Here is a 25,722-nt window from a genome sequence, read left to right as displayed (position 1 = left end):
CCAAAGCTGACCTGGGGTTTTCTAAGCATAATTTGCTTATGGGGTGCGATAACCGACCGACGGTCGCGCCGTCGGTACCTCGGCACCACAGCCTCACCACACCCCAGCGGAATAGCCGCGCGGGCATCCGCGTTGAACAACCAGTGAACATCGATATCTGGTCCGACGTCGCCTGCCCCTGGTGCTATATCGGCAAACGCCGGTTCGAATCCGCCCTCGCGGCCTTCCCGCACCGTGACGACGTGACGGTCACCTGGCACTCCTACCAGCTCGACCCGTCGCTGCCCGAGCATGACGACCGCTCCGAGGCCGAGTACCTCGCCGCCACCAAGGGGATGCCGGTCGACCAGGTCCGGCAGATGTTCGGACACGTCACCGAACAGGCAGCTGCCGAGGGGCTGGACTACGACTTCGACACCCTGGTCGTCGCCAACTCCATGAAGGCCCACCAGCTGATCCAGCTGGCGAAGGAATCAGAGGAGAAGGCCACCACCGGCGCCATCGACACCGTGGACACCGTGGAGGAAGCCCTGTTCCGGGCTCACTTCGAGGACGGCGAGGACATCGGCTCGTCGGACGTCCTGACACGCATCGGCATCGCCGCAGGATTGGACGCCGACGACATCGCCGCCGAGTTGCAGAGCGGATCACGGGTCCCCGCCGTGCAGGCCGACGTCCGACGGGCTGCGTCCCTCGGACTGAACTCGGTCCCCACCTTCGTACTCGACATGGAGCTCGCCGTACCCGGCGCGCAACCGGTCGAGGTGTTCAGCCGCGCCCTGGAACAGCAGTGGGAACGCTCGCATCCGGCACCAACGTCTCTCCCGACGGTATCCGGTGCCAGCGACGACGCCTCCTGTGGCCCGGACGGCTGCCAGCTGTAGCTCGCTACGGGCTACGCCTGCTCCTGCTTCTTGCGTCCGGTGCCGTCCTTGCCGCGGATGAAGATCAGGCTGGCGAGCGCGCCGATCACGGCGAGAACAGCGGCGATGATGAAGATGCCGTGCAGTCCGTCGATGAAGAAACCGAGTGTCTCGCGGGCGAACTCCGGTGACATCTTCGCGATCTCCTGGAACAGGCCGCCCTCTGCGGCGTCGCGGAGCTGTCCCTCCATCGCCGGTGGCATCCCCGGCGGGAACTGCATGCCGTCGATACCCGCATTGACGCGGTCGGAGAGGTAGGCCCCGTAGACCGCCACACCGAACGCGGTGCCCAACGGCAGGGCGGTGTTCGCCAGTCCGGTGGCCATGCCGGTGCGTTCGGAGGGCACCACCGCCACCGCCAGGGACATCACGTGCGGCAGCATCAGCCCGGTGCCGGCACCCAGCACCAGGTACATCGGCAGCAGGTCCGCCCAGCCGGAGTCGACGTCCATCACCAGGCCGAGCATCAGCCCGCCGGCGACGACCAGCATGCCCACCGCCTGGACCACACCGACCGGCACCCACCGCACCAGGGCGATCCCCACCGCGGAGAACACCACCATCGGCACCGCCAGTGCACTGGAAACGTAGCCGATCTCCAGGGCGGACAATTCGAGCTGCCCGGCGAGCCACAGGATGATGAAGGGCATCATGCCGAAGCTGAACATGCGCGAGGCGAAGGCGTTGAAGGTGACCGTGGCGAAGGAGGGGATCCGGAAGAGCCGGAAGTCGACCATCGCCCGGTCCCGCTTGGACAGTTCGAAGAGAATCAGCGCGGCGAACAGCAGCACGCCGGCGGCCAGTGAGGCGATGATGATCTCGCTGGTCCACCCCTGCTCCTGCCCGTCGATGATGCCGTAGTTGACCAGCACCAGCGAGACGATGATGAGCACCATCGCCCACGGCGAGATCCGCGCACCCCGCAGGACGCCGGACGTCCCGTCCTGCCGGGCGGCACGGCGGGCGTCCCGCTCCTCGCGGTGCAGGTCGGGGATGAACACGAGAGTGGCGATCATGACGAAGATGCCGATGGGGATGTTGATCGCGAAGATCCACTCCCAGGTGCCGGTCTCCACCAGTGCACCGCCGACCAGGGGGCCGAAGGCGCTGGCGGCACCACCGATGCCCATCATCGCCGCGACCGACCGGGTGCGTTTCGCCGAGGACCCCGGGTCGGCAGCGTCGAAGGCGTCGGCGAGCAGCGGGGTGCACGTCCCGAAGACCAGGGCGCCGCCGGCACCCTGCAGTGCGCGGAAGGCGATGATCCCTGCTTCCGTCCCGGTCAGGACGCAACCGACCGATGCACCGAGGAACAGGACGTGGCCGATGAGGAAGATCCGTCGTCGTCCGATGATGTCCGACAGGCTCGCGGCGGCGAGCATGAGGGAGGCGAAGGTCAGGCTGTAGGCGTTGATGACCCACTGGGCTCCGGACAGTGACAGGCCCAGGTCCGTGGTGATCGCCGGCAGGGCCACGAGGACGATGGTGATGTCGATGGTCATCATCACCGTCGACAGTGCCGCCACGGTCAGGCTCCAGCCCACGGGACGCGGGGCCGGCAGCCGGTGTCGGCCTGCGGAGCGTCGGAGATTCGTTCGGGGGTCCACTGCAGAGGGCGCCGGGGAGTTCGCAGTCATCCCCTAACTGTATCGGAGGAGAAATCGTCACCCCTGTCGGATCTCCCTGAGAGCCTCTCCGGTAGCCAGACCGACCATTAGTGGTTAGCATGACCAACGAGCAACACTTACATCTCTCCTCCGACCTCTCCCCTCTCCCTCACTCTCCTCCTCCCTCAGATTCTCACCCCACCCCTCACTCTCTCCTCTCTCCACTGCCCGTCGCCGTCGCCCCGGGCCGAACAAAGTGATTCACCGTGATCCTCGGAAAAGCATCAACTGACCCCTCACCTCCGTCCCCCGATTCGTCTCCGGACACATCCCCGGAAACCTCCGCCGGTTCCTCCCGTCACCACGGCGGGGGCACCAGCGTCCAGCGCATCTCGCACGCCCTGGACCGGCGTCAGGACCGCCACCTGCAGCGCAAGTGGTACTTCATCGTGTCCGACGCGCTGGCGGTCTTCGCTGCGACGTTCCTGGCCAATGCACTGAGCCTCTACCTGTGGAAGCCCCTGGGCTGGGCACTGGTGGAGGAGTTCTTCTCCCTGCGCAGCCTCGGCATGACCTCACTGCTGACGATGTGCTGGGTGGTCGCGATCGCCGTCTGCCGTGGGTACAGCCACCAGGCACGGGCGTTCCCGTCGATCGGACGGGAGTACGTGCTCAAGGGGTCGTTGTTCTACTTCGCGGTCCTGGCGTGCGTGGACGCCCTGTCGAACTACGGCCTGTTCCGCCAGTTCGCGTTGATGGCGCTGCCGGCCGGTCTGGTGCTGATGACCATCACCCGGCACCTGTCACGCCGGTACACCTCACGCTTCCGGACGGACCTGCAGCGCCAGTTCCTGGTGATCGGCAACGTCGCCGACATCAACAAACTGCTGTGCACCTCGTGGCACGAGAACAACACACCGCGGGACGCCACGGGCACGGGCACGGGAAAGACAGGAGGCACCGGCGATCCGGGCTGGATCCACGCGATCCTGGTGACCGACCCACACAACCGAGACAAGCTGGCCGACACCGGCGACGTCCCGATCAACTCCGTCTGCATCGACGAGTCCTTCTCCAACGAGGATTTCGTGGCCACCGCCGCCGGCTACAACTGTGACGCGGTGTGGGTCGCGTCCCTGGCGGACTTCGGCCACCGCAACCTGCGTCGGCTCTCCTGGCACCTGGACCGGCTGAACATGCGCCTCTACCTCGACCCGATGATCGAGGGCATCGCCGGCACCCGGCTGAACGTGGTGCCGTTCGGCCCCAGCCACACGCTGTACGTGGACCGCCCCCGGTTCAACGCGGCCAACGGGTTGTCCAAGCGGCTCTTCGACATCGCCGTCTCCGCGTTCGCCCTGGTGGCGGTCTCGCCGATCCTGGCGGTCACGGCTCTGGCGATCAAGCTGGAGGACCGCGGCCCGGTGTTCTACGTCAGCGACCGCATCGGCTACCGCGGCCAGTCGTTCCGGATCTTCAAGTTCCGCAGCATGCACACCGACGCCGAGGAACGGTTGCAGAAGCTCCGCGAGGACGTCGGCGCCGACGGGCTGTTCAAGATGAAGGACGACCCGCGGGTCACGAAGGTCGGCAGGTTCATCCGGAAGACCAGCATCGACGAGCTCCCGCAGTTCGTCAACGCCCTGTTCGGGACGATGAGCGTCGTGGGGCCCCGTCCACACCTGCAGCACGAGGTCGACGCCTTCGGCGACGACATGCGCATGCGTATGGAGGTCCGGCCCGGCATCACCGGACTGTGGCAGATCTCGGGCCGCTCGGACCTCACCCCCACGCAGGCGGAGAAACTGGACCTGTACTACGTGGACAACTGGTCGCTCATGCTGGACATCCGCACCATTCTGCACACCGTCCGCGCGGTCCTCCTGTCGAGGGGGGCGTACTAGATGACCAGCATCCTGCACGTCACCGACTGCTTCGACGGTGGGGTGGCCACCGCGGTCAACCAGTACGCCAGGCTGACCCCGGAGTACCGCCACCTGCTGCTGTCCAACAACGCCCGCAGCACCGCACCGACCGCCGCCCGCTCCCCCGGCGCGTTCGCCGTGGACGAGCGGCTTCCGTCGTCCCTCGCCTCCGCGGTCACGGCGGTGCGCCGAACCGTCGCCGACCACCGTCCCGACGTGGTGCACGCCCACTCGAGTTTCGCCGGGGCCTACACCCGGGTCGCCCGGTCCCTCGACCTGGTCACCCCGGGACGCCCGGCACGGCCCGTGGTCTACACCCCGCACAGCTTCGCCTTCGAGCGTGCCGACATCCCCCGGTGGAAACGTCGGGCGTTCCGTGCGATGGAGCGCTCCCTGCACCCGCTGACCACCGTCGGCGCGTCCTGCGCACAGTGGGAGGGCGAGCTGATGGTCGGCCTGGGCCGGACACCTGTCGTCGTCGTGCCCAACGCCCTGATGGACGACCACCCGGCGGTGCCGGGAAGCTGGTCGCCCCCGCAGGACGTGGCGCGCCCCGTCGTCGGGGTGGTCTCCCGGGTGACACCACAACGTGACCCGGCGTTCTTCGCCGAGACCGCGCGACTGATCCGTCGGCAGGTCCCCGACGCGCGGTTCGTGTGGGTCGGTGCCGGGGACGGTAAGGACGCCTCGCTGGTCGACGTCCTGACCACTGCCGGTGTGGAGGTGACCGGGTGGCTGTCCGGAGAGGAGTTACGCCGACAGGTCGCCGGGCTGTCCCTGGTCCTGCACACCGCCCGGTGGGACGGATTCCCCATGGCGGTGCTCGAAGCGCGACGAGTCGGCGTCCCGCTGCTGGTGCGCGACATCCCCGCGTTGCGGGAGTGCCCGGCCACCGCCCGGTTCGACTCTCCAGGGGACGCTGCGGCGAAGGCGGTGGCGATCCTGCGGGACCGCCGCGACCCGTCGCACTGGGCCGGCCTCGACGAATCCCACACACCCGAACGCCAGCGTGCGGCACTCACGGAGGCTTACTCGCTGGCCCTCGAACTCACAGGAAGGAGGACATATGCGCAGAAGCTCAGACGCCGGACGTAGCCCGCTGACGACCAGTCTGAACTCGCCACTGCTGGTTGCGGTGCTGCTCGGCACGGTGGCGGTGGTCGTGGGCCTGGTGGCCCGCGCCACGATCACCGGACGATTCGGTGGTTTCGGTAACGACGCCGGCACCATCCGGGAGATCATGACCTCCCCGTTCAGTGCGATGGACCTGGGCTACGGCTCGTACTCGGTGATCGCACAGTTCTACACCGCCCTCGGCATGGAGGACGCGCCCACCGCAGCCTCTGTGTTCGGCGCGGTGATCGGGTCGACGGCACTGGGTATCGTCCTGGTGCGCGTCGGCGGGGTGCACGCCGGCAGGATATCGCTCGTCCTGGCGTTGGCCACCCCGGTACTCATCGGCCTGTACCAGGCGACCTACACCAAGGAGATCCTGATATCCCTGGGCATGATCGTGATCGTGCTGATGCCGGTGAACCTGGCCGGGGAGATCGTGGTCGTCGCCGCGCTCGCCCTGCTCGGCACCGAGTACCGGACGTACTGGTCCGTCGTCGCGGTCATCTACGTCGTCCTGCGGCTCCTGCTGGCCCGACGGTCCACCGTGTCGGGACGCCGCATCGCCGCGACGCCCTGGCGGGTGCTGCGCATCCTGGCCCTGTTGAGCGCGCTGGCCGGGCTGGCGGTCTGGATCGGGACCGGCGACCCGGCCGACTACTTCCGCACCGCGGTGAACGAGGGTGAGGCCCGGCAGGCGATGACCGGGTCGATCATCGGGCGGTTCATTGATCTGCCTGAGCCTTTCGGCGGTGTGGTGAACGTGGTGCTGACCACGATGTTCTTCATCGTCCCGCTGCCGATGGCCGCGAAGTTCTCCCCGTACTACCTGGTGATCGGTCTTCTCTTCGCCCTGGTCTGGATCAGCGCGGTGGCTGCGGCGACGGCCACCGCACGCGCCCACGGCGGTGACCGCCACCGTGTCCCGGTCCGTGACCGCCGGATGATGGCCCGCTTCGCCGCGGTGCCCCTGTCCTTCCTCGTGGTCCAGGGGCTCTTCGAGCCGGACTGGGGGTCAGCACTACGCCACGCCACCCCGATGGTGCCGCTGATCGTGGGTGCCGTCGCGCTCATGGAGAAGTACCGGACGCAACAGACAGAACACACCAACCAGAAAAGGATCCCCATGACCACCCCCTCCTCCCCTTCAGAACAGAACCATCTGGCCACCTATCTGGGGTACCTGCGCACGTCGTTCTGGATGCTCATCGTGGGTGCCGTCATCGGCGGCCTCCTCGGCTGGGGCGCGTCCGCCCTGATGACCAAGCAGTACACCGCGACCTCCCAGCTGTACGTCGGCGCGGCGAACACCGGCAACTCCACCGACGCCTACCGCGGCACGTTGCTGAGCCAGAGCCAGGTCGGCACCTACGCCGAGATCGCCACCAGCCGGGCGCTCGGTGAGCGCGTCGCCCGGGACCTCGGGCTCGACCAGAGCCCGGCGGAGGTCGCCTCGATGCTCACCGCCGGGGCCAACCGCGACACGGTGATCCTCAACATCAACGCCGTGGCGGGGGACGCCGAGGAGGCCCGCGATCTCGCCAACTCCGCCGCCGCCCAGCTGACCGCCATGGTCGCCGAGCTCAACACCACCACCGCGCCCGACGGGCCGTCCAGCGCACCCCAGCTGGCACCGTTGAACGATGCGCTGACCCCCGATGCGCCGTCCTCACCGAAGATCCTGCAGAACGTGGGTATCGGTGCCGGCGCCGGACTGGTCCTCGGCCTCGTCGCGGCCGTCGTCCGCGGCATGACCGACAACCGGATCCGTGACCGTCGTCAGATCGCCGACATCGTCGGTGCACCGGCGATCGGCACGATCAGCACCAGTGACAACCTCTCCGGGTCCGCGGGCTCCCATGTCCTCGACTTCGCCGCGGCACCGGTGATCGCCGCTGAACAGTTCCGCGAACTGCGCACCAACCTGCGTTTCCTCGATGTCGACAACCCGCCGACGGTCATCGCCGTCACCAGCGGCATGCCCGGTGAAGGCAAGTCGACGGTGGCCACGAACCTCGCCCTCGCCCTGGCGGACGACGGTGAACGGGTGTGCCTCGTCGACGCGGACCTGCGTCGCCCCCGCGTCGCCGACTACCTCGGTGGAGACCTGCAGTCCGAGGTCGGACTGTCGACCGTCCTGTCCGGTGCCGCCGGCGTGGACGACATCGTGCAGGAGTCCGGTCGCGACGGGCTGACTGTGGTCACCTCCGGTCCTCAGCCGCCGAACCCCGCCGAGCTCCTCGGTTCCCGGCGTTTCCGTGACGTGCTGACCGATCTGGACGCCCGGTACGACTACGTCATCGTCGACGCCTCTCCGGTGATTCCGGTGACCGACGCCGCCCTGGTGTCCTCCGCCGTCGACGGTCTGATCCTGGCCGTGAGCCACGGTGACACCACCGTCGACCAGCTCACCCGGACCACCAGCAACCTCACCCAGGTCGGAGCGCACGTCCTGGGTACCGTGTTCACCATGACCCCGAAGTCCGAGGGCAAGAGCTACTACCGCAACGGGTACGGCTACGGAAACACCGCGGCCGCCGTCCAGCGGGCCTCACAGGCAGCGACGGCGTCGGAGACGTCGCAGCCTGCGGCCCAGCCGGCGCGGCATGCGGTCGACGCTGCCGACTCATCGGACGCCGCCTCCGGGGAGACGGTGGGAGCGGACCGCTGAGTCCGTCCCGTCCGTCCCGTCCACCCCAGGCCGGCCGACTGTCGTCGGTGGTACGCATGGGCCCCGCACTGATCGGCCAGGGTCTGAACTTCCTGGCGATGCTCCTGCCGGTCATCGGGCAGGAGACCGGACAACTGGCCTACCTGATGCTGCCGTTGGCGCTCGCCACGGTACTGTCCCGGACCTCGGTCCTCGGGTTCCACAGCCGGTATCTGACGCTGGCGGACCCGGTGCGGCGCACCGCGACATCGGTGTCCCTGGGTGCACTGCTGTCGACCACACTGGTGTGCGCGGGTGTCGCCGGCATCCTGGCCACCGTCGGTGTGCCCGGAGCAGCGGCCGTGGCCGGGTGGACGGCGCTGCTCGTCATCTCGAACGGGGTCTACCTCATGGCCGTCGCCGTGGCGACCCAGGAGCAGCGGATGGACGTCTACTCCACTGCCCGGTTGGTCTACGGGGTGGTGAACGTCCTGGTGACCGTCGTGGTGGTGTTCGTCGTCCCGTTCCAGGCCGGCCTCATCGTCGCTGCGATCGTGAATCCGCTCGTGGGTGCGGTGTTGATCGTGGCCCGTACCCGTAACCGGCTGGTCACGGTGTTCGTCCGCGACCTGCCGCGGCTCCTGGACCGGGAACACCGCGGCTACCTCGCCGTCTCGTCGCGGGCCACAGGTGCGACGCTGCTGTCGGAGTGCGGTTTCCAGATCCAGGGCTTCCTCACCCCGTTCCTGGGCCAGTACCAGGAGATCTGGGCGGTCGTCGTGCGTCTCACCGGTGGTTTCGGGTCCCTGGCCCAGCAGGTCATCGCCCCGTCGCTGGAGGCGAAGATCGCTGCGGCGATCCGGAAGGGTGACGCCGCGGTCACCCGACGCTGGTGCCGGATCTGTGCCGTCGGCGGCCTGCTGCTCGGCGCTGTGAGCGCTGTGATCCAGACCGGGGCGCTGGTCTTCTCCCTGCCGGAGGACGACGCCCTGACCCCCCTGGTCCTCGCCACGACCGCCGTGTTCTGCGTGGCGTCGCTGGCGACGAACCTGTCGGTGAAGATCCCCCTGATGAAAGGCCATGACAGGGGATTCCTCGTGTGGTCGGTCGGACGCCTCGTCCCGCTCCTCGCTCTGTTGGCGACCTCAGGTGCCGTCCTGCTGGGCGGCATCGTGGTGGTGCAGATCCTCGCCGCGGTGGCTTTCCTGGTGATCGCGCTGCGGCCGGTGCGGCACGAGAACAGCTACGGTGGGGGAAAGTACACCGACCACCACCGGGGCATCTCGTCCCACTGAGGAGACTGCCCGTGACCACGCCCCACACCCTCCCGCAATCCCTCACCGACCAGTTGAGCTCCGACCTCCCGGGCGTCGTGGAGACCTACCGTCACTTCCACGCCCACCCCGAACTGTCCATGCAGGAGGTCGAGACCGCCGCCACCATCGACAGGATGCTGGCCGGCTACGGCTACCGGACGTTCAGCTGCGGTGGCACCGGCGTCGTCGGTGTGCTGGAGAACGGCCCGGGCGAGGTCATCGCCTTCCGCGCCGACACCGACGGACTGCCCATCGAGGAAGCCACGGGGGTCTCTTTCGCCTCCACCGCCCGGGGAACACTCGACGACGGCACCGACACCCCGGTGATGCACGGGTGCGGGCACGACACCCACATCACCGTCGGGCTTGAGACCGCCAAACTCATGGCCGAGCACACCGGTACATGGTCGGGCACCCTGGTCATGATTTTCCAGCCCGGTGAGGAGACCGCCGCCGGTGCCCGTGCGATGGTCGAGGACGGTCTGTGGGACACAGCGCCCCGACCGGCCGCGATCTACGGCCAGCACGTGTGGCCAGGCCTCGCGGGCACCGTGGACGTCATCGTCGGCCCGGCCATGGCAACGGCGGACGCCCTGGAGGTGACGATGTTCGGCACACAGGCGCACGGATCACAGCCGGAAGCGTCCCTGGACCCGATCGTCCTGGCGTCCACCACGGTAGTGCGGTTGCAGACGATCGTCTCACGCGAGCTGGGCGCCCAGGAGGCCGCCGTGGTCACCGTGGGGTCGTTCCACTCGGGGCTGAAGGAGAACATCATCCCGGACAAGGCGGTGTTCACCGTGAATGTGCGCACCCTGGACCCCGAGGTGCGTACCCGGGTGCTGGCCTCCATCAGGCGCATCGTCACCGCCGAAGCCCTGGCCAGCAGAGCCCCGGAACCGGACATCCGGACCTTGTACGACTTCCCGGAGTGCCACAACGACGAGGATCTCGCCGCCCGGGTCGACACCACATTGAGCGGCGAGTTCGGTGGGGAGAATGTCGGACACCCCGCACCACGCATGGGCTCGGAGGACTTCGGAGCTCTCGGACAGGCCATCGGGGTGCCGTACGTGTTCTGGTTCTTCGGAGGCAATGACCAGGACACCATCGACCAGGCGGGAGGGGTCCGCGCCCTGCCGAGCAACCACTCCCCGTTCTTCATCCCCACCGATGTCGAGACGACTCTGTCCACGGGCACCCGGGCAGCACTGGCCGTCCTGTGGAGTCACCTGGGTACGACACCGTAGAGCAGCCCGAGGAGGAACAGCCATGAGACACACATCCGTCGGCCTGGCTGCCGCCGCCGCCGCGACCGCACTGCTGGTGTCCGCGTGCAGTGCAGACGATCAGACGGACGCGGACACTACCGGCACGGGCACCAGTACGGTGACGGCGCCGCCGGTGGCAGGCACCACGTCGGATGCGGCGTCCGAGCCCGCCCCCGAGTCAGTCCCCGACGAGGTCGTCGTCCACCGTCCGGGGGCGATCGACAACAATTTCACCGCCGAGGACGTGCCCGCCTGGCCCGGGCCCGACCCATCGGAGTTCCTGGCGCCCGACGCGCCGTCCGGTGAGCGCGGCACCATCAGCGGAGACGACGCCGCCGCGGTGTACCGGGCGGCACAGGGGAACCCGGAGACGCTCCTGCAGGACGGCCAGGAGCCGCGCGACATCACCGGTGCGGTCTGGTGGGTCGACGACCATGCGGAATGGCTGGTGGTCGAACCGCAGTGGTGACGGGGCAGCCTACCGGGACGCCGCACCGACCAGCGCGCCGTAGTCACTGCGGACCAGGTCGGTAACGGATGCGCACGTGGTCACCGCGCCTCCCTGGACGATGGCGATCCTTTCCAGGATCTCGTCGGCCGTGAGGTCGGGACGGTACTCCAGCACCGAGCCCAGGTCCCCGTACCAGTCGAACTGACCACTGAACTTCCCCACGTAGCCGATCCCGACGGTGGGGACCCCGCTACTCAACGCGGCCACGCAGGCGTGCATCCGAGCCGACACGCAGTAGCCCGCGCCGGCGATGGCAGCCTTTGCCTCGGCGGCCGTGGCGGGGACGGTCAGCGTGGCCTCCACGCCCGCCTCCGCCAGGGAGTCGACGATGCGGCGGCCGAGCGCGACATCGCCCACACTGTCGCGGATGTCGTGCACCACGACCTCGACCGGGCGGTCACCCCCCTGCTCCCGCATCCTGAGGCCGAGGTCGCGCCACAGGGTGACGAGGTGCCCTGTGCCGACGCCGTACATGCCACCGAGGTGGGCGTTCGGTACGAAGACCACAGGTGCCGTCGAGCGCTCGCTACGTGGTGTCGGCGGAAGCAGTGCCGCGATATCGGGGGTGCTCGACACCGTCCGCCCGAGGATCTCCGTGGCGCGCTGCGCTGACAGCCGGTCGCGGGCGCGCACCAGCACTCCCGGATCCAGGCTCCGGAGGATACGGGCGGCGGCGGGGTGGACCGTCGTCGGCAGGCTGAAGTTGACCAACGCCGCCGGGTGGCCCGCCGCAGCAGCGACGTTCAGCATCCGCACCCGGGTCGCCAGCAACGCCAGTTCATAGTCGCCGGCGAGGGTGTCCGCACCGATGACCACCAACGGTCCGGACGCGAGTTCCCGCACCGTCGTGGCGGTCGGGACAGTACCGCGTCCGACGGTCAGGTCGCTCAGTGGGATGACACCGACATCCGCGGGCACCAGGCGCCGCCACGGGCCTGCGTCACCGGGGACCACGAGGTCCACACCGGTGTCGAGGCCCGCCTCTGCCAGCAGGTGCTGCAGGGAGGATGCCGCGACGAGCCCCATGGCCTCGTCGCCGAAGGAGCCGTGGGAGGCCGGGAGCACCACCCTCACCCGCCCGGTCGCTGACCCACCGTTGGCAGGGCGGGCACGGGGCAACGGCCGGTGAGAGTTGATCAGGCCGACAACGCGCTGACCCGCCCACTTGGCCTGTGCCACTGCCCGTTCCCGGCGCGAGAGCACCGGATCGGCGGACGGCGACGGGGCCGGGTGGGCCTGCGAACCACTGCGGATCAGGGACGCCAGATCCGACCAGTCGGGTTGCTCGGCCACTCGACGTATCGCGCCGGACGACAGCGCGCGGTAGAGGGCGGGGTCGGTGAGCAGACTCTCAATCCCGTCGGCGATGGCCTCCGGGCTGATGTCATCAGTGACCACCCCGAACCCGTCCACCTGGTCGGGGATCGCCCCGACCGGGGTCGCCACACACGGCACCGCATGTGCCAGTGCCAGGGTCACCGGCCCGGACTGGCTGGCCTCGGTGTAGGGCAGCAGCATGATGTCGAAGCCACGGACGACGTCGGTGACCTCGTCCTCCGGGATCCACCGGTTGTCCCAGGTGGCGTAGTTTCCGAGCGGGGTCTCGCGCAGCCGTTCCTCCGGTCCGGAGCCGATGATCCGCAGCTCGCATGCCGGAGCTCCCCGTTCCTCCAGGATGCGCATCGCCGCCAGGGCGACGTCGATGCCCTTGTACTTCTGCAGGCGTCCGAACAGGCCGATGACCGGTAGCTGCCCCGAGCCTTGTGGCAGGTCGCGCGGCCTGGTCGCCGCATCCTTTAGATCGAACGGAGGGTGGTCGCCGGTCGTGACCGGCACCGTCACCTGGTCGGCGAGGATCCCGGTCACCGCCTCCGAGAAGGTCACCACCCGGTCGGCGCGGCGCAGCTCGTTGTGCCGACCGACTGACTGGACCACACTGCCCTCCCCGGGGTGCGCGGACCCGTCGTGGATGCAGGAGACGTACTCCACGTCACCGGGGACCAGCACGGGCAGGGCGAGCGACTGGTAGACGCTCTCCATCACGCACACCACCCGCTCGATGCGGTGCCACCGGATCCACCGGCGCAACCGGAGGGAGTTCCACACCAGTCGGGGCAGGCCGAGGATGACTCCGGTCGTCGAGGTGTAGGTCGGTACCGGGAACGCCGGGACGCCGCCACGGGCCTGGGCGGCGAAACGCGGCGCGATCTCGGCGTCCGGATTGTAGGAGAGGAAGGACAGAGGGTGCGGAGAGTTCGGCGCCTGAGACACTGCGGGCGTAACGGAAGTCTGGACATGCTGGTCGGCGTCGCCGACCCGGAGAGACTCGCGGTTCCGGTCCCCGTCGACAAGATCGGCGAGGAATCTGGGGCCGCCACCGGTGCGACCCCAGTGAACCCAGAGTGTCCTGGCTTCCGACGGCAGGGTGAGGGACCTGTCGACGTTGGTCATGAAAGACATTGTAGGGGGTGTTCGCGTTGCCCGCCTCGTGGAGCCTGCCTAGGATGAGACCACCTTCTCTCCTTCTCTCCCCTCCCAGCCAGCCTCTCCGATTCACCCCTCACACCCCGTAGGACGGTTTGATGACCTCCAACAAGATCCGGCAGGAGACTGCCGTGGCACCCGCCCACGCCTCCAGTCCCCCGTCACGCAACCTCGCCGTCGACACCCTCCGCGGCGTCGCCTGCCTGCTTCTGGTGAGCTTCCACGTCATCGGGTACAGCTCCACCGACGGACTCCACGTCGACGACGACAGTGCCCTGCGCTACTACACCGACTCCGTGGACTACCTGCGGATGCCGTTGTTCACGCTGCTCTCCGGTCTGGTGTACGCGTGGCGTCCGTTGCATGACCCGTCGGGCTACCTCAGCTTCATGGGCAAGAAGGTCCGTCGCCTGCTCGTGCCCTACGTGATCTTCGTCCCCGCCATCGGGCTGACGCAGCACTTTCTGCCCAGGGGAGGAGACGCCCGGCCCCTCGAGCCGGTCCAGTGGCTGTTGTATTCACTGAACCCCTACTGGTTCCTGTTGACCACGTTCTGGCTCTTCGCTATGGTCGCTCTCCTGGATTCGAGGAACCTCCTCTCCTCCCGGCGTGCTTTCGGCACCCTCTTCACGGTGTCACTGGTGGTCGCCCTGTTCGCGCACACCGAGTCATTCCGGTTCCTCCAGTGGGGCCAGGCACTGTCGCTCGCACCATTCTTCCTCGCTGGCGTCGCGTTGAGCCGGTTCTCTCTGGTCCCGTCCACCCGTACCGTCCGCTGGGCCTGCACCATAGTGCTGCTCTTGGTCGTTGTGGCCGTCCAACTCTCCCTGACGGGACGCATGCCCGGGGTGGACGGTGCCTTCGATTCACGGCACAGCCTGGTCGGCATCGGTCTCGGAATCCTCTTTCCCCTCGTCTTCCTCGGATGGCGACTGTCCAACCGGGCGCTGGCGTGGATCGGCGGCTACTCCTCCGGCATCTTCCTGCTGCACTCCTTCGCCATCGGCGCCTGCAGTGTCACAGCTTCTGCCCTGGGCATAACCTCCCGACCACTGATGTTCATCATCCTGTCGGCCGGAGGCGTGGCCTTGTCGATCCTGGGCGTGACGCTGCTGCGCCGCTTCCGGGCCGGCAAGGTCGTCCTCGGCGAGAATGCCGGACGGAGGAACCGATGAGGATTCTTTTCGTGTGTACCGGCAACATCTGCAGGTCCCCCGTCGCCGAGCACCTGCTGCGCGAGACCGTCTCCCACGGGGCATCTGGGTTCACGTCGCTGACGGTCGGCAGTGCGGGAACTGCGGGGATGACCGGTTACCCGATGGACGACCGGTCGATGGCTTTCCTCGACAATCACGGGATCGACGGGCGCGGCTTCGTCGCACGTCGGGTGAGCCGCCGTCTGCTGCAGGACGCCGACCTCGTTGTCGGGCTAGAGAAGGTTCACGTGGACCGTTGCCTGCGTACAGCGCCGACGGCGATGACGCGGACATTCCGTCTCCATCAGCTCGCTGAATGGCACCGCAGCGGCGCATTGACCTCGCTCACACAACTTCCCCATGTACGCCACGATCTCCCCAGGGTCCAGCACGACCACCAGGACCCGGTGGGGTTCAGTTCTACTCATGCCTACAACGCGCTCCTCGACGACGTCGCGCAGGATGTCGCCGAACTCCGCGACCTGCTCGCACGCTGACGGGCACCGGTCATGACCCACACCTCACCGTCATCCCGGACGCCATCACCATCCCGGAAACCGACGTCTCCTGTACGTCGGCTACGCCACGTCGTCATTCTGATTCTGACGTTCACCGTGTGTCTGTGGTGTTGGTTCGCGTTGACGAAGATCTACCTCCCACGCCTCGACCCCCTCCCTACGGACGTGGACGTTCTGATGCAGGTCGGCGGCGCAACACCCACCGATGCCCTCCGCGCCAGGGAACTTGCACAGGACAACAGCATCCCCGACCTGGTGATCTCGGACCCCACAGGGGTGCAGCGTTTCCACGACACCTGGTGCGCCCCACTGGAGGGCGTCCGGGTGCACTGCTTCGCACCCGACCCGTCGACCACCCGTGGGGAAGCCCAGGAGTTCGCCCGCCTGGCGTCCGAGCACCAGTGGGCCTCCGCCATGGTGCTGGCGACCGGACGCGAACACGTCGAGCGGGTCCGACTGTACTTCAGCCGGTGCTGGGACGGTGAGTTGTCCGTCAACCGGCCTGCCAGCTCCCGGTCGTTCCTCACCCACGTCAAACAGGCCGGCTACCAGACCGCCGGATGGGCCCGCGCCATGACCACCCTCGACTGCTGACCGCTACCCTCCACTCTCCCTCTCCACTCTCCAAGGAGGCCCCATGCCCGTACGCACACACCAGAACACCGCCACCGGCACACCGACGACACGCGTCGCCTGGATCGACACCGTCAAGGGCGCCGCAATCCTGCTGGTCGTCCTGATGCACGTCGCCACCGCGGCAGTGGATCAGTCCTGGTACGACCCTCGTGTCCTCGACGCCATGTCACCGCTGCGCACCGTGCGCATGCCGCTGTTCTTCGCCATGGCCGGCTACTTCTTCCTCCGCAGGATCGACCGCCCCTGGCCCTGGCAGGTGCAGAACCGTCTCGGACCGTTCCTCTGGCTCTTCCTCCTGTGGAGCGCCCTGTGGACGGTGTCTGCCCAGGTGTTCCCCTGGAACGACGCCGACTACACCCTGATGCACCTGGTCGGCGTCCCGCTCGACCCGAGTTACGGACCCTGGTTCATTTACGCCCTGGCGATCTACTACGCCGTGGTGAAGCTGATGCGTCCCCTGCCGCTGTGGCTGCAGTTCAGCATCGGTGCGGTCATCTCACTGCCGGTGGCGTTCGACTGGATCACCGTCGACAACTTCGCCTGGGAGCGCACCCTGACACACCTCGTGGTGTTCCAGTTCGGGGTGTACGGGCACCGGATCATCGCCGCCGTCGCTGAGCGGGCGTCGATGCTGTCCCTGCTGGTGGCGGGCGGGAGCTGGGCGGCGGGGATCGCCGGGGTGACCGTGACCGGCATCGGATTGTCCTCGGTGTGCTGGCTGCCGTTGACCGCGCTGGGGATGTCCACCGGGATCATCGCCGCCACCCTCATCGCCCGTCACGTGCCCTGGCTGCACCTGGACTGGTTCGGCCGCAACACCCTCCCGGTCTATCTGCTCCACCTCCCCGTCCTCGGCGTGCTGCTGGTCTACGACCCGGGGATCACGTCCTCCCCGGTGACGGCGACAGCAGGCACCCTGGTCCTGACCGTGCTCACGGTCTGCGGGACGCTGGCAGTCTGGCGGATCCTGCGTCCGGTGCCCGGCCTGTTCATCGCCCCGTGGCCGGGCGAGGGTGCGAACACCCTGCCCGTCCGGACCGTTCCCCCTCCCACGGTTACCGAGGCGTTTCCCCGAACTTGACAGATCATGTCAGGAATATGAGCTAAGCATATACTTGGTGATGTTCTACCCCCGGAAGAAATTATCTGCCGGGAGCGTAACGAACACGGCAGGAAAACGATAGTGCACCTGTACTGGAAGAACGCTGTCAATTTCCTCGGGGGACGATGTACGGGTGGCCACCTGGCTACCCCCACAGTGCTTTTTCCGCCGTTGCAGATGACCAGTTGGCCTGCCTATCTTCATGGCACGCCAGCAACGAGCTACCGGTGATCCTCGGTTCTCTCCTCACCTCCGGTCTCCGCCCCTGGTACACAACTCAACAGTTCGCCATCGGCCCCTCCGGGCAACACACCCCTCAACGCCCACGATGCATCGTCCTCCTCTCCTCTCTTGGCGGTGCACCGCGTGGAAAACGTCCGGAGTCCCTCCTCACGAACCCGGTGGCGCGACACATGAGAACAGTCGGGCCCGCCGCCGGAGCACCCTCCGGTAGCGGGCCCGACTGTGTGCGCAGGGCGCCCCACGGCCGGACGACAACTGTGGGTTGGAATTGGTGGGGAGTTCCACCCTGTGATCTCTGTCCCGCGCCCCACCCGGGCAGATCAGGCACGGGAAAAGGGACCCGTACCCGACAGAACGTCACGTACAGGCCCCGGTGGAGCGGAGCGTCAGGTCACAGACCGCCGAGCAGCAGGTGAAGAAGATCGCCGACGATAGCAACGAGACCAGCAACAAGACCCATGGTGATTCTCCTTATGAGGGGTGGGTCCCCGGCATTCCCGGGAACTGGTCACTACGTTAGGACCGCCGTGTAACCGGCCAGTTTCACGCGCACTACAGTTCCGTAAGGGCCGTTCCAGATCAGTCGCTGCAGCTCACGATGGGCGCCGGGTCGTACACCGTGGTCGTGGTGTCCCGCGACAGCACACCACCGTTGAGATCACGCACGGTCCTGGTGTCGGTCACGGTGAAGCCGCGGGCACCCGAGGACGGCGAACAGGTGTCACCGGAGAGCTCGATCCGCTCCGGATCGGTGTAGTTCGTCCGGGCACCGGTGTCGGACTCGACCTCGACCTGTTTCACCCCGCGCAGGTCCACCGTCAGCGAACTGGAGTCCGCCTGCGTCTCGATCAGCACCGGGGTGTCGAAGGTGTTCTTGAACTGCAGGTCGATGGCCCCCTCGAAGACGGTCGCCTCACGACCGGCCGGGTACCGGTCGATGTAGTAGGAGTGCGGCGTGTGTGCCACGTCCTCCATACCGGCGAAGTAGGAGGCGTTGTACAGGGTGGTGGCGAACTGGCTGATGCCGCCGCCGACAGCCTTGTCGGCGTGCCCGTCCTGGATGATGCCGGCGTCGACGTACCCCTGCGCCTCGCCACGCGGCCCGGTGTGACCGTTGAGGCTGAACGTCTCGCCGGGCAGGACGATCGCCCCGTCCACCTGTTCGGCGACCCGGCGGATGTTCACACCCGAGTCGTCCGCGAAGCCACCGGTGGTGAAGGACCCGACGACGTCGTTGAAGCTGGCCTTCTCCGCCATCTCCGTGGTGTACGTCGCCTTCTTCTCCTCGTAGGTCACCTCGTGACGGCGTTCGGCGGTGTCCAGCAGCTTCTCCTCGATCGGGTCGAGGGTCTTCTCCCAGTCGATGAGCACACCGTCCTGGGACGGGGTGACGTCGAGGTTGCGCCCGGTGCCGGTGAATCCGGCGTTACGCAGCTCCACCTCGGTGTCACCGAGCTGTGCGTCGAGGATCTCCTGGGCGGCGTCGCGGTTCCAGTCCGCCCGGAAAGCACCGTCCTCCGGGACGAAGGTGACGATACGTCCCATGTCGGCGGGACGCAGCACCCCGTCGGTGTCGTCGCGGCCGGCGAAGACGACGTCACCGTCGGTGACCTTGTCCACGACCTCCTCGACGGCGTCATCGGCGGCGTCACGGCGCACATCCGCCTCGGTGACGTCCGCGTCCACGCTCACCCGGCGCTGGTCGTTGAGCCAGTGGTCCTTCACTGCGGTGCGCACGTCGTCGGTGTCGACGGTCTGCCCGGCGACATCGTCGACGATGTCCGCCGCACCCGTGTCGTCGATGGAGAGCTCAGCATTCTCCGGGTCACGGGTGAGGTCCTGCTCGACGCGGGTCAGGGTCTGGTCCAGCAACTCGTCGTTGAAGGCGCTGACCGTGCCGACCTCGCGCTGCTGGAAGAAACTCATGACCCGGGTGACCGGATTCAACGGCTGCTGGCCGGCCTGGTCGATCGTCGCCGCCCAGTCGATGGACAGGCCCGACTGCGCCGGGTCGAGCGTGGTCGACATGTCGCCGGCGGCGACCTCGACCTCGGCGCGGGCACCGTCCGACAGCTGGTTCTTCAGCCGCGCCTCCGCCTGGGACTTCGACATCGACCCTACGTCGATGCCACCGACCGTCACACCGCGGGGGACGTTGCCCTCGGTCATGATGATGTCGGTGGCGTAGAGGATTCCCCCGAGCCCGACGATGCCCGCGACCGTCCACACCGGCCACAGACGACGCTTCCGCCGGTGCTTGTTGCTGCCCTGGGAGCCCCACTGGTCGTCCGACGGGTCAGTCGGTCCTGTGGGGCTGCTGGCGTTGGGGTTGCTACTGCTCACACTCCTCACAATAACCGGTGATTATCCCCCGGCGGTACCCGAGGCTCACACGGCGCAGAGCCGGTCCGCCGCCTCCGTCAGCCGGTCGCGGTCCAGATCACCGTTCTCCACCGCGGCCACGAGGCCGTCCACCGTCGCGGGCACGTCGGCGGCCGTGGAGGTCAGCGGCGCATCCGCCCCCGCACGCAGTGCCTGCACCACCGCCTGGGGGCCGTCGTGCAGGTCGGTGATGGCCTGCATGCCGGTGAGGTCGTCGGTGAACACGATGCCGTCAAAGCCGGGGCCGTCACCCTCAAGCCCGTCACGGAGCAGCGCATAGGCCGCCGGGTTCAGCGAGGACGGGGTCTCCGCACCGAGGACGTCGCCGGCATCGAGCCCCGGTGTCTGCATGTGCCCGACCATCACCGCGACACCCGGGATCTGCCACAGCTCGGCAAACGGCGCGAGGTCCATCCCCATCTCCGCGATCGGCGGCGTGGTGACGGTGCCTTCGTGGGAATCCCCGGTGGCGTGGCCGTGTCCCGGGAAGTGCTTGATCACCGGGGTGACGTCGGCGTCGAGCAGCCCCTCGACCGCGGCACGGCCGTAGTCGGTGACCGCACCCGGATCGTCCGAGAACGCCCGGTCGCCGACGGCGTTGTCGCTGATCGACTCCCCGCCGGCGAGGTCCACCACCGGCGCGAAGTCCATGGTGATGCCCAGGTCGTGCATCTTGCGGCCGTGCTCGGCGAAGACACCGCGCACCTCCTCCGGGGACAGCGTGTCCGCCAGTTCCCGGGCGGACGGCAGGTCCCCGATGATCTCGCCGAGCCGCTGGACCTGGCCCCCTTCCTCATCGACGGAGACGGTCAGCTCACCGCCGGCGTCCGCGGCACGCTCCTTGAGCGCGGTGATGCTGCGTTCCGGGTCCCCCTGACCGTCCAGGATCGACAGGTCGGTGGACGACCCGATGAAGATGTGGCGCACACCGGCGTCGACGGCCTCCGCGGCGTCGTCGAAGCCGACCACCCCGACCGCCAGGGTCGACGCGGCGAGTGTCGCCAGGTCCTGCTCGCCGTCCACGCAGGAGGTGGGCTCGTCTCCCGGGGCGCCAGAGCCAGACGACACTGACGGGGACGACGGGGACGACGAAGCGGGCGAGGTCGCGCCGCCCGCGGCGTCCTCTGCGGCGTCGTCCTGCGAGGAACACGCCACCAGACTGAACGCCAGGGCACCCGCCGCTGCGGCGGCGAGCACGGTGGCGGGGGTGCGTCGTTGAACAGTGACCACGCGTGACCTCCTGCTTTCTACAAAACTCGGAAAATTCGGGACGACTTCGCGACCTTTTCTCGACCTTGCCGTCGCATCACCCCCCGACCGTACTACGCTCATGGGCATGGCTAGCGAATCCAGGAATGAGACATCCGAGAGCCACGAGAACTCGGCAGCCCACGTCGGCTCCTTCGACGGGGACACCGTCCTCATCGCCTTCGACGGCTCCGACGAGGCCCGTGGTGCCATTGACTACGCAGGTCGTTTCCTGTCGACCAGGAACGCCTACATCCTCACCGTGTGGGAGCCGATCCACCGGCAGGCGGCACGCACCGCGGGCATGAGCGGCATGATGCAGCACGACTGGTCGGCCGTCACCGACGACACCGAGGACCCCGCCTACGCCGATGCGGTGGCGATCTGCAGGGAAGGTGTGAGCCTTGCCGAAGGACACGGTTTCTCCACCGAACCCTTCCTCGTGGAGTCCGCCACCGCGATCTGGAGTGCGATCGTCGACGCCGCCCGTGAACTCGACGTCAGCATCATCGTCGCCGGAACCCGCGCACTGAGCGGGTGGCGGTCGCTGCTGCAGTCCAGCGTGTCCGACAGCCTGGTCAAACATGCGGGACGCCCGGTGCTGCTGGTCCCGTCGATCGGCGACGACGACAACGACGGTGACGACGGTGACGACGGTGAGACCGACACGGCCGGGGAAAACGTCGCGGACGCGGAGACCAGGTAGTATCATCTGGTGAATCTGATCCACCTTTCCTCCACCGACGGGAATGACCATGCCCACCGAGACTGACTCTCAGCCCCGCCGCACGCTCGGCCCCGCCATCGCCTCTGCGGTCGTGGGCATCGTCCTCGGTGGGGCTGCGGCCTTGTTCGCCGGCAGCATCGCCGACTCCTCGGACCTGCCGACGAACCAGATCGCCGTGGATGATGCGGTGATGGGGTCGATCCAGTACGGCGAGCGCCGGTGACCCTCGCCGGTAACTGACAGGTGTGACACTCTCCCGTCGCGGCTGGAGCCTGGCCGGCCTCCTCTGGCTTCTCCTGGCCCTGATCCAGGGGCCGGGCCTGACCGTCGCCGACACCAAACACGACCTCACGGCGAACCCGTGGGGTTTCCTCACGCAGGCCCTGTCCCCTTGGACGGATGTCTTCCCCCTGGGACAGCTCCAGAACCAGGCCTACGGCTACCTCTTCCCCCAGGGCCTCTTCTTCGCCCTGCTCGACCCACTCCCCGACTGGTTGACCCAGCGGTTGTGGTGGGCGCTGCTGCTGTTCCTCGCCTTCGCCGGGGTGGTCAGACTCCTGGAGGCGACGGGGGCCGGGTCGCGGCTGTCACGGCTGGTGGCGGCGGTCCTGTTCGCCCTGAGCCCACGCATCCTCACCACGCTCGGGGCGATCTCCTCGGAGGCGTGGACGGTGGCGCTGGTGCCGTGGATCATGCTGCCGGTCGTTCGCGTACTGCTGCCGGGGCCGCGTCCGACGACCCGACGGCTCGCCGTCGCCGGGCTGGGTTCCGCCGTCGCGGTGCTCTGCCTGGGGGCGGTCAATGCGGTGGCGACGCTGGCGGCGGTGGTGCCCGCGGTGCTGTGGTGGTTGACACAGGGGGTCTTCGCGACCGGCGGCGACGCAGCGGTGCGTCGCCGCACGGCATGGCGGTTCGCCGTCTGGTGGATCCCGGGTGGGGTGCTCGCCTGTTTCTGGTGGATCGGACCACTGGTGATCCTGGGGCGGTACTCCCCGCCGTTCACCGACTACATCGAGGCCGCCGGGCTGACCACCCACTGGTTCAACCTGGGTGAGGTGTTGCGGGGGGCGACGAGTTGGACGGCGTTCCTGTCGACCGAGCGCCAGGCCGGGTTCGCCGTGGCCACCGAAGCGGTGTTCGTGGCTGCGACACTGGTGGTGGCCCTGCTGGGGCTGGCAGGGCTGGCGGGGACGGGACGTCCACGCCGTCCTGTACCGTTCGCGGGGTCATGGCTGGTCATCCTCGGTGTCGGCGTGGCCGTCTTCGGTGTGGCCGCCACACCGTTCTCCCCGGTCGCCGAGCAGGTCCAGGCGTTCCTCGACGGTGCCGGGGCACCGCTGCGCAACCTGCACAAGTTCGACCCCCTGATCCATCTCCCGCTGGTCGTCGGGGTCGCCCACGTCCTCGGCGGGCTCACCGTCCCGCGGGACGCCACGACGTGGCTGCATCCGGAGAAGAACCGGTCGGTGGTGACGACCACTGCGGTTGCCCTGGTCGTGGCGGTCGCCACCGCGCCGGCGTGGACCGGGCGGCTGGTGCCCGAGGACGGCTACCGCGGTGTGCCGTCGTCCTGGCAGGAGGCCGCGGACTGGCTCAACGACCCGGCCAACGGCGCCGACGAGACCCGCACCATGATCCTGCCGGAGGCGCGTACCGCCCGGCAGACCTGGGGAAATACGCGGGACGAACCGGCGCAGTCGCTGCTGGACGTGCCGTGGGTGGTGCGTGACGCCGTCCCCCTGGTGCCGCCGGAGGCGATCCGCGGACTCGACGGGATCCAACGCGAGTTCGTCGCCGACGGGGCGGCCGGTGCGAACCCGGCGCTGGCGGACGCCCTGCTGCAGCAGGGCGTGGGATATCTGCTGGTGCGTACCGACCTGGCGCGCACCGCCGACACGCCCGGCGCCCGGGCCGTCCTGCGCACGCTCACCGACTCCGCGGCGGCGGGCGGATTCACCGAGGTCGCCGACATCGGCGACGGGGACATCCGGATCTTCCGGGTGGACGGCGGTTACACAGGGGGTCGCTCGCACGTGGTCGACGCCGCCGACCTGGAGGTCACGGCCGGGGGCCCGGAGGTACTGCCCCGTCTCGCCGCCGCCGATGCCGCAGCGGGACGGACGCCCCGCGACCGGATCCTCGTCCAGGATCTTCCTGACGGTACCGGTGCTGACAGGGCTCCTGTTCCCGACACGGTGACCGACACCCCGACCCTGCGGGAGCACAACTACGGCAACGTCACCGGGGCCGAATCCGACATCCGCGCCGTCGACGACGCGCGCGACACCCGGAACCCGGTCCGCGACTACCCCACCGGACTCGATGACGCCGAGCTCACCCAGGTCCGGGAGCGTGGCGGCGGGATCACCGCAAGCTCCTCCGCCGCCGACCCGACGTCCCTGAACGGGGCGGAACCGTATTCCGGGCCGTCCGCCGCGGTCGACGGTGTCACGGAGACGGCCTGGCGACCGGGCACCGGGTCCCCGATCAACCAGACACTCACCGTCGACCTGGACGAACCCCGCTCCCAGATGTCACTGTCGGCACGTGCCGCCGGCAGCCCGGTACGTGTCCAGGCCACCACGTACCTCGACGGCGAGACCGTGGCCTCCACGACCACGCTGGTACCGGGCTACCGCGAGACCGACAGCAGTGACCGGCCCATCGTCCTGCCCAGCGGGGAGGCGGACCGGGTCGAGCTGCGCATCGTCGGTTCCTGGGGGGACCCGGGGCTCAGCGAGATCACCCTCACCGAGCTGGCCAGCGGCCAGGACGTGACCCCGCGCCGCGACATCGTCGTGCCGTCCGGGGAAGGGACACCGCGCCGGTGGGTCCTGGGGCAGGAGATCTACGAGTTCGAGATGAGGCGTGTCATCACCGTGCCCGAGGGAGCGGAACCGGTCAGGGTGTCACTGACATCCGACCGTTGCGCCGCGGGCAGGGACACTGCCAGCACCCTCGACGGGGCGCCGGTGAACTGCGGTGGCACGGTGACGCTGGCCCCCGGCGAGCACGAGGTCCGCAGCCGCGACCGGTGGGTCTCCCTCGATGTGCAGGACGGCGAGACGCAGAGGTCTGGCGCAGCGACAGCGGTCGACAGCGACGGAACCGCGCCCGACGACCGGATCGTCGTGACCTCCACCGCCGTGAACAGCGGACGCGCCGCCGAACTCGACGGGACCGCACTGGAGTCGGTGACGGTCAACGGCTGGCAGCAGGGGTGGGTCATCCCGGCGGGCGTGGCCGACGGCATGTCGGACGAGGAGATCACGTCGACCCTCGAGGTCAGGTTCACTGCGACGGACACCTACCAGCGGTGGCTGGGCGCGGGACTGCTCGGCGCGCTGGTGCTGCTGCTCGGCTGGCTGTGCGCCTGGAGCGCACGGAACGCACGGTGGCCCGCACGACGTTCCGCCGGGACGGACCAGGTGGTGGAGGCGTCTGGCAGTCGGCCCGTCGCCCCCCGGCGGGTACTTGCCGGTGCAGGTATGCTCGCGTTGTCGGTCGGAGTCGCCGGTGTTCCCGGCGGGATCGTCGGTGCGGCGACGACGGCACTCGTCCTCGGTGTGCCCGCTGGTGTCCGCCGTCTCCCCGGGCGAATCGCCGGCTCGCGGGGTGTCCGGATCCTCCGCCACCTGACCAGGCCGACCACCCTGGCGATGATCCTGGGCGGCGCAGGCGCGGTGCTGATGGTGCGTGGGTCGTGGGGCGGCGGAGACTACGCGGGCTACTCGTGGATCCCGGAGCTGCTGTTCCTCGGTTGCCTGGTGTCCACGGCGTGCGGTGCGCTTGCCGGTGGGACCCGGGCGCGACACGATGAGCCTACTTGATAGCTACTTGATAGATCCGATGACAAGTAGACAAGCCCGT

At 68.4% G+C, this 25,722-nt stretch carries 18 protein-coding genes; 14 read left to right on the top strand and 4 right to left on the bottom strand.

The window, feature by feature from the left end:
* Positions 1 to 143: 143 nt before the first annotated feature.
* Positions 144 to 884: a DsbA family oxidoreductase gene (locus FS507_RS08450; protein ID WP_145942344.1), complete on the top strand. Its 741-nt coding sequence runs from the start codon at positions 144 to 146 to the stop codon at positions 882 to 884.
* Positions 885 to 895: 11 nt separating this feature from the next.
* Here the strand turns inward: FS507_RS08450 and FS507_RS08445 are convergent, their stop codons facing one another.
* Positions 896 to 2,560, bottom strand: a complete 1,665-nt coding sequence (locus tag FS507_RS08445) for an MFS transporter (RefSeq protein WP_260853243.1) — start codon at positions 2,558 to 2,560, stop codon at positions 896 to 898.
* A gap of 236 nt (positions 2,561 to 2,796) precedes the next feature.
* Here FS507_RS08445 and FS507_RS08440 point away from each other — a divergent pair, with 236 nt between their 5' ends.
* The 6 genes from FS507_RS08440 to FS507_RS08415 are packed head-to-tail and all read left to right on the top strand — an operon-like array spanning position 2,797 to position 11,274.
* On the top strand, positions 2,797 to 4,434 hold the full coding sequence (locus tag FS507_RS08440) for a sugar transferase (protein ID WP_260853242.1): 1,638 nt from the start codon (positions 2,797 to 2,799) through the stop codon (positions 4,432 to 4,434).
* Complete coding sequence (locus tag FS507_RS08435) at positions 4,435 to 5,550, top strand: glycosyltransferase (protein ID WP_145942343.1); 1,116 nt, start codon at positions 4,435 to 4,437, stop codon at positions 5,548 to 5,550.
* Positions 5,522 to 8,239: a polysaccharide biosynthesis tyrosine autokinase gene (locus tag FS507_RS08430; RefSeq protein ID WP_145942342.1), complete on the top strand. Its 2,718-nt coding sequence runs from the start codon at positions 5,522 to 5,524 to the stop codon at positions 8,237 to 8,239. The genes FS507_RS08435 and FS507_RS08430 overlap by 29 nt, the downstream gene beginning before the upstream one ends.
* 56 nt (positions 8,240 to 8,295) lie before the next feature.
* Positions 8,296 to 9,513: a hypothetical protein gene (locus FS507_RS08425; RefSeq protein WP_145942341.1), complete on the top strand. Its 1,218-nt coding sequence runs from the start codon at positions 8,296 to 8,298 to the stop codon at positions 9,511 to 9,513.
* Between the two features lie 11 nt (positions 9,514 to 9,524).
* The gene (locus tag FS507_RS08420; RefSeq protein ID WP_260853241.1) at positions 9,525 to 10,784 is read left to right on the top strand and encodes an amidohydrolase; all 1,260 of its coding nucleotides are present in this window, start codon (positions 9,525 to 9,527) and stop codon (positions 10,782 to 10,784) included.
* Between the two features lie 22 nt (positions 10,785 to 10,806).
* Complete coding sequence (locus FS507_RS08415) at positions 10,807 to 11,274, top strand: hypothetical protein (protein WP_145942340.1); 468 nt, start codon at positions 10,807 to 10,809, stop codon at positions 11,272 to 11,274.
* 9 nt (positions 11,275 to 11,283) lie between these two features.
* On the opposite strand, the gene FS507_RS08410 is transcribed toward FS507_RS08415, so the two are convergent.
* A complete protein-coding gene (locus tag FS507_RS08410; RefSeq protein WP_145942339.1) occupies positions 11,284 to 13,767 on the bottom strand; it encodes a glycosyltransferase in 2,484 nt (827 codons plus the stop codon).
* A 131-nt stretch (positions 13,768 to 13,898) separates the two neighbouring features.
* Between FS507_RS08410 and FS507_RS08405 the strand changes: the two genes are divergently transcribed.
* The 4 genes from FS507_RS08405 (at position 13,899) to FS507_RS08390 (ending at position 17,231) form a co-directional block, all read left to right on the top strand.
* Positions 13,899 to 14,975, top strand: a complete 1,077-nt coding sequence (locus tag FS507_RS08405; protein ID WP_145942338.1) for an acyltransferase family protein — start codon at positions 13,899 to 13,901, stop codon at positions 14,973 to 14,975.
* Positions 14,972 to 15,493, top strand: a complete 522-nt coding sequence (locus FS507_RS08400) for an arsenate reductase/protein-tyrosine-phosphatase family protein (RefSeq protein WP_145942337.1) — start codon at positions 14,972 to 14,974, stop codon at positions 15,491 to 15,493. The genes FS507_RS08405 and FS507_RS08400 overlap by 4 nt, the downstream gene beginning before the upstream one ends.
* A 141-nt stretch (positions 15,494 to 15,634) precedes the next feature.
* Positions 15,635 to 16,108, top strand: coding sequence for a hypothetical protein (locus FS507_RS08395; protein WP_260853240.1), 474 nt, complete (start codon positions 15,635 to 15,637; stop codon positions 16,106 to 16,108).
* 43 nt (positions 16,109 to 16,151) lie between these two features.
* Positions 16,152 to 17,231: an acyltransferase family protein gene (locus FS507_RS08390; RefSeq protein WP_145942336.1), complete on the top strand. Its 1,080-nt coding sequence runs from the start codon at positions 16,152 to 16,154 to the stop codon at positions 17,229 to 17,231.
* Positions 17,232 to 18,074: 843 nt separating this feature from the next.
* On the opposite strand, the gene FS507_RS08385 is transcribed toward FS507_RS08390, so the two are convergent.
* Positions 18,075 to 19,847: a VanW family protein gene (locus tag FS507_RS08385; RefSeq protein WP_440130343.1), complete on the bottom strand. Its 1,773-nt coding sequence runs from the start codon at positions 19,845 to 19,847 to the stop codon at positions 18,075 to 18,077.
* A 36-nt stretch (positions 19,848 to 19,883) separates the two neighbouring features.
* On the bottom strand, positions 19,884 to 21,107 hold the full coding sequence (locus tag FS507_RS08380; RefSeq protein ID WP_260853239.1) for a glycoside hydrolase family 3 N-terminal domain-containing protein: 1,224 nt from the start codon (positions 21,105 to 21,107) through the stop codon (positions 19,884 to 19,886).
* Positions 21,108 to 21,213: 106 nt separating this feature from the next.
* Here FS507_RS08380 and FS507_RS08375 point away from each other — a divergent pair, with 106 nt between their 5' ends.
* From FS507_RS08375 to FS507_RS08365, 3 genes are read left to right on the top strand one after another with little or no spacing between them, the layout of a single operon-like run.
* Positions 21,214 to 21,831, top strand: a complete 618-nt coding sequence (locus FS507_RS08375) for a universal stress protein (RefSeq protein ID WP_145942334.1) — start codon at positions 21,214 to 21,216, stop codon at positions 21,829 to 21,831.
* A gap of 49 nt (positions 21,832 to 21,880) precedes the next feature.
* A complete protein-coding gene (locus FS507_RS08370) occupies positions 21,881 to 22,075 on the top strand; it encodes a DUF2613 domain-containing protein (protein WP_145942333.1) in 195 nt (64 codons plus the stop codon).
* Between the two features lie 22 nt (positions 22,076 to 22,097).
* Positions 22,098 to 25,682 (top strand): alpha-(1->3)-arabinofuranosyltransferase, encoded by a 3,585-nt coding sequence (locus tag FS507_RS08365; protein WP_260853238.1) that lies wholly within the window; start codon positions 22,098 to 22,100, stop codon positions 25,680 to 25,682.
* Positions 25,683 to 25,722 lie beyond the last annotated feature (40 nt).

The organism is Corynebacterium glyciniphilum AJ 3170 (genome assembly GCF_007673095.1).
Taxonomy (GTDB): Bacteria; Actinomycetota; Actinomycetes; order Mycobacteriales; family Mycobacteriaceae; genus Corynebacterium.
Note: the sequence above shows the minus strand (reverse complement) of the source record. Positions and strands in the feature narration are given on the sequence as shown.

What these genes read in the sequence shown, in the direction of transcription:
- FS507_RS08370 (WP_145942333.1), top strand. Translation starts at nt 21,881, where the DNA reads ATGCCCACCGAGACTGACTCTCAGCCCCGCCGCACGCTCGGCCCCGCC.
- FS507_RS08445 (WP_260853243.1), bottom strand. Translation starts at nt 2,560, where the DNA reads ATGACTGCGAACTCCCCGGCGCCCTCTGCAGTGGACCCCCGAACGAAT.
- FS507_RS08405 (WP_145942338.1), top strand. Translation starts at nt 13,899, where the DNA reads ATGACCTCCAACAAGATCCGGCAGGAGACTGCCGTGGCACCCGCCCAC.
- FS507_RS08375 (WP_145942334.1), top strand. Translation starts at nt 21,214, where the DNA reads ATGGCTAGCGAATCCAGGAATGAGACATCCGAGAGCCACGAGAACTCG.
- FS507_RS08435 (WP_145942343.1), top strand. Translation starts at nt 4,435, where the DNA reads ATGACCAGCATCCTGCACGTCACCGACTGCTTCGACGGTGGGGTGGCC.
- FS507_RS08410 (WP_145942339.1), bottom strand. Translation starts at nt 13,767, where the DNA reads ATGACCAACGTCGACAGGTCCCTCACCCTGCCGTCGGAAGCCAGGACA.
- FS507_RS08425 (WP_145942341.1), top strand. Translation starts at nt 8,296, where the DNA reads ATGGGCCCCGCACTGATCGGCCAGGGTCTGAACTTCCTGGCGATGCTC.
- FS507_RS08400 (WP_145942337.1), top strand. Translation starts at nt 14,972, where the DNA reads ATGAGGATTCTTTTCGTGTGTACCGGCAACATCTGCAGGTCCCCCGTC.
- FS507_RS08430 (WP_145942342.1), top strand. Translation starts at nt 5,522, where the DNA reads ATGCGCAGAAGCTCAGACGCCGGACGTAGCCCGCTGACGACCAGTCTG.
- FS507_RS08415 (WP_145942340.1), top strand. Translation starts at nt 10,807, where the DNA reads ATGAGACACACATCCGTCGGCCTGGCTGCCGCCGCCGCCGCGACCGCA.
- FS507_RS08390 (WP_145942336.1), top strand. Translation starts at nt 16,152, where the DNA reads ATGCCCGTACGCACACACCAGAACACCGCCACCGGCACACCGACGACA.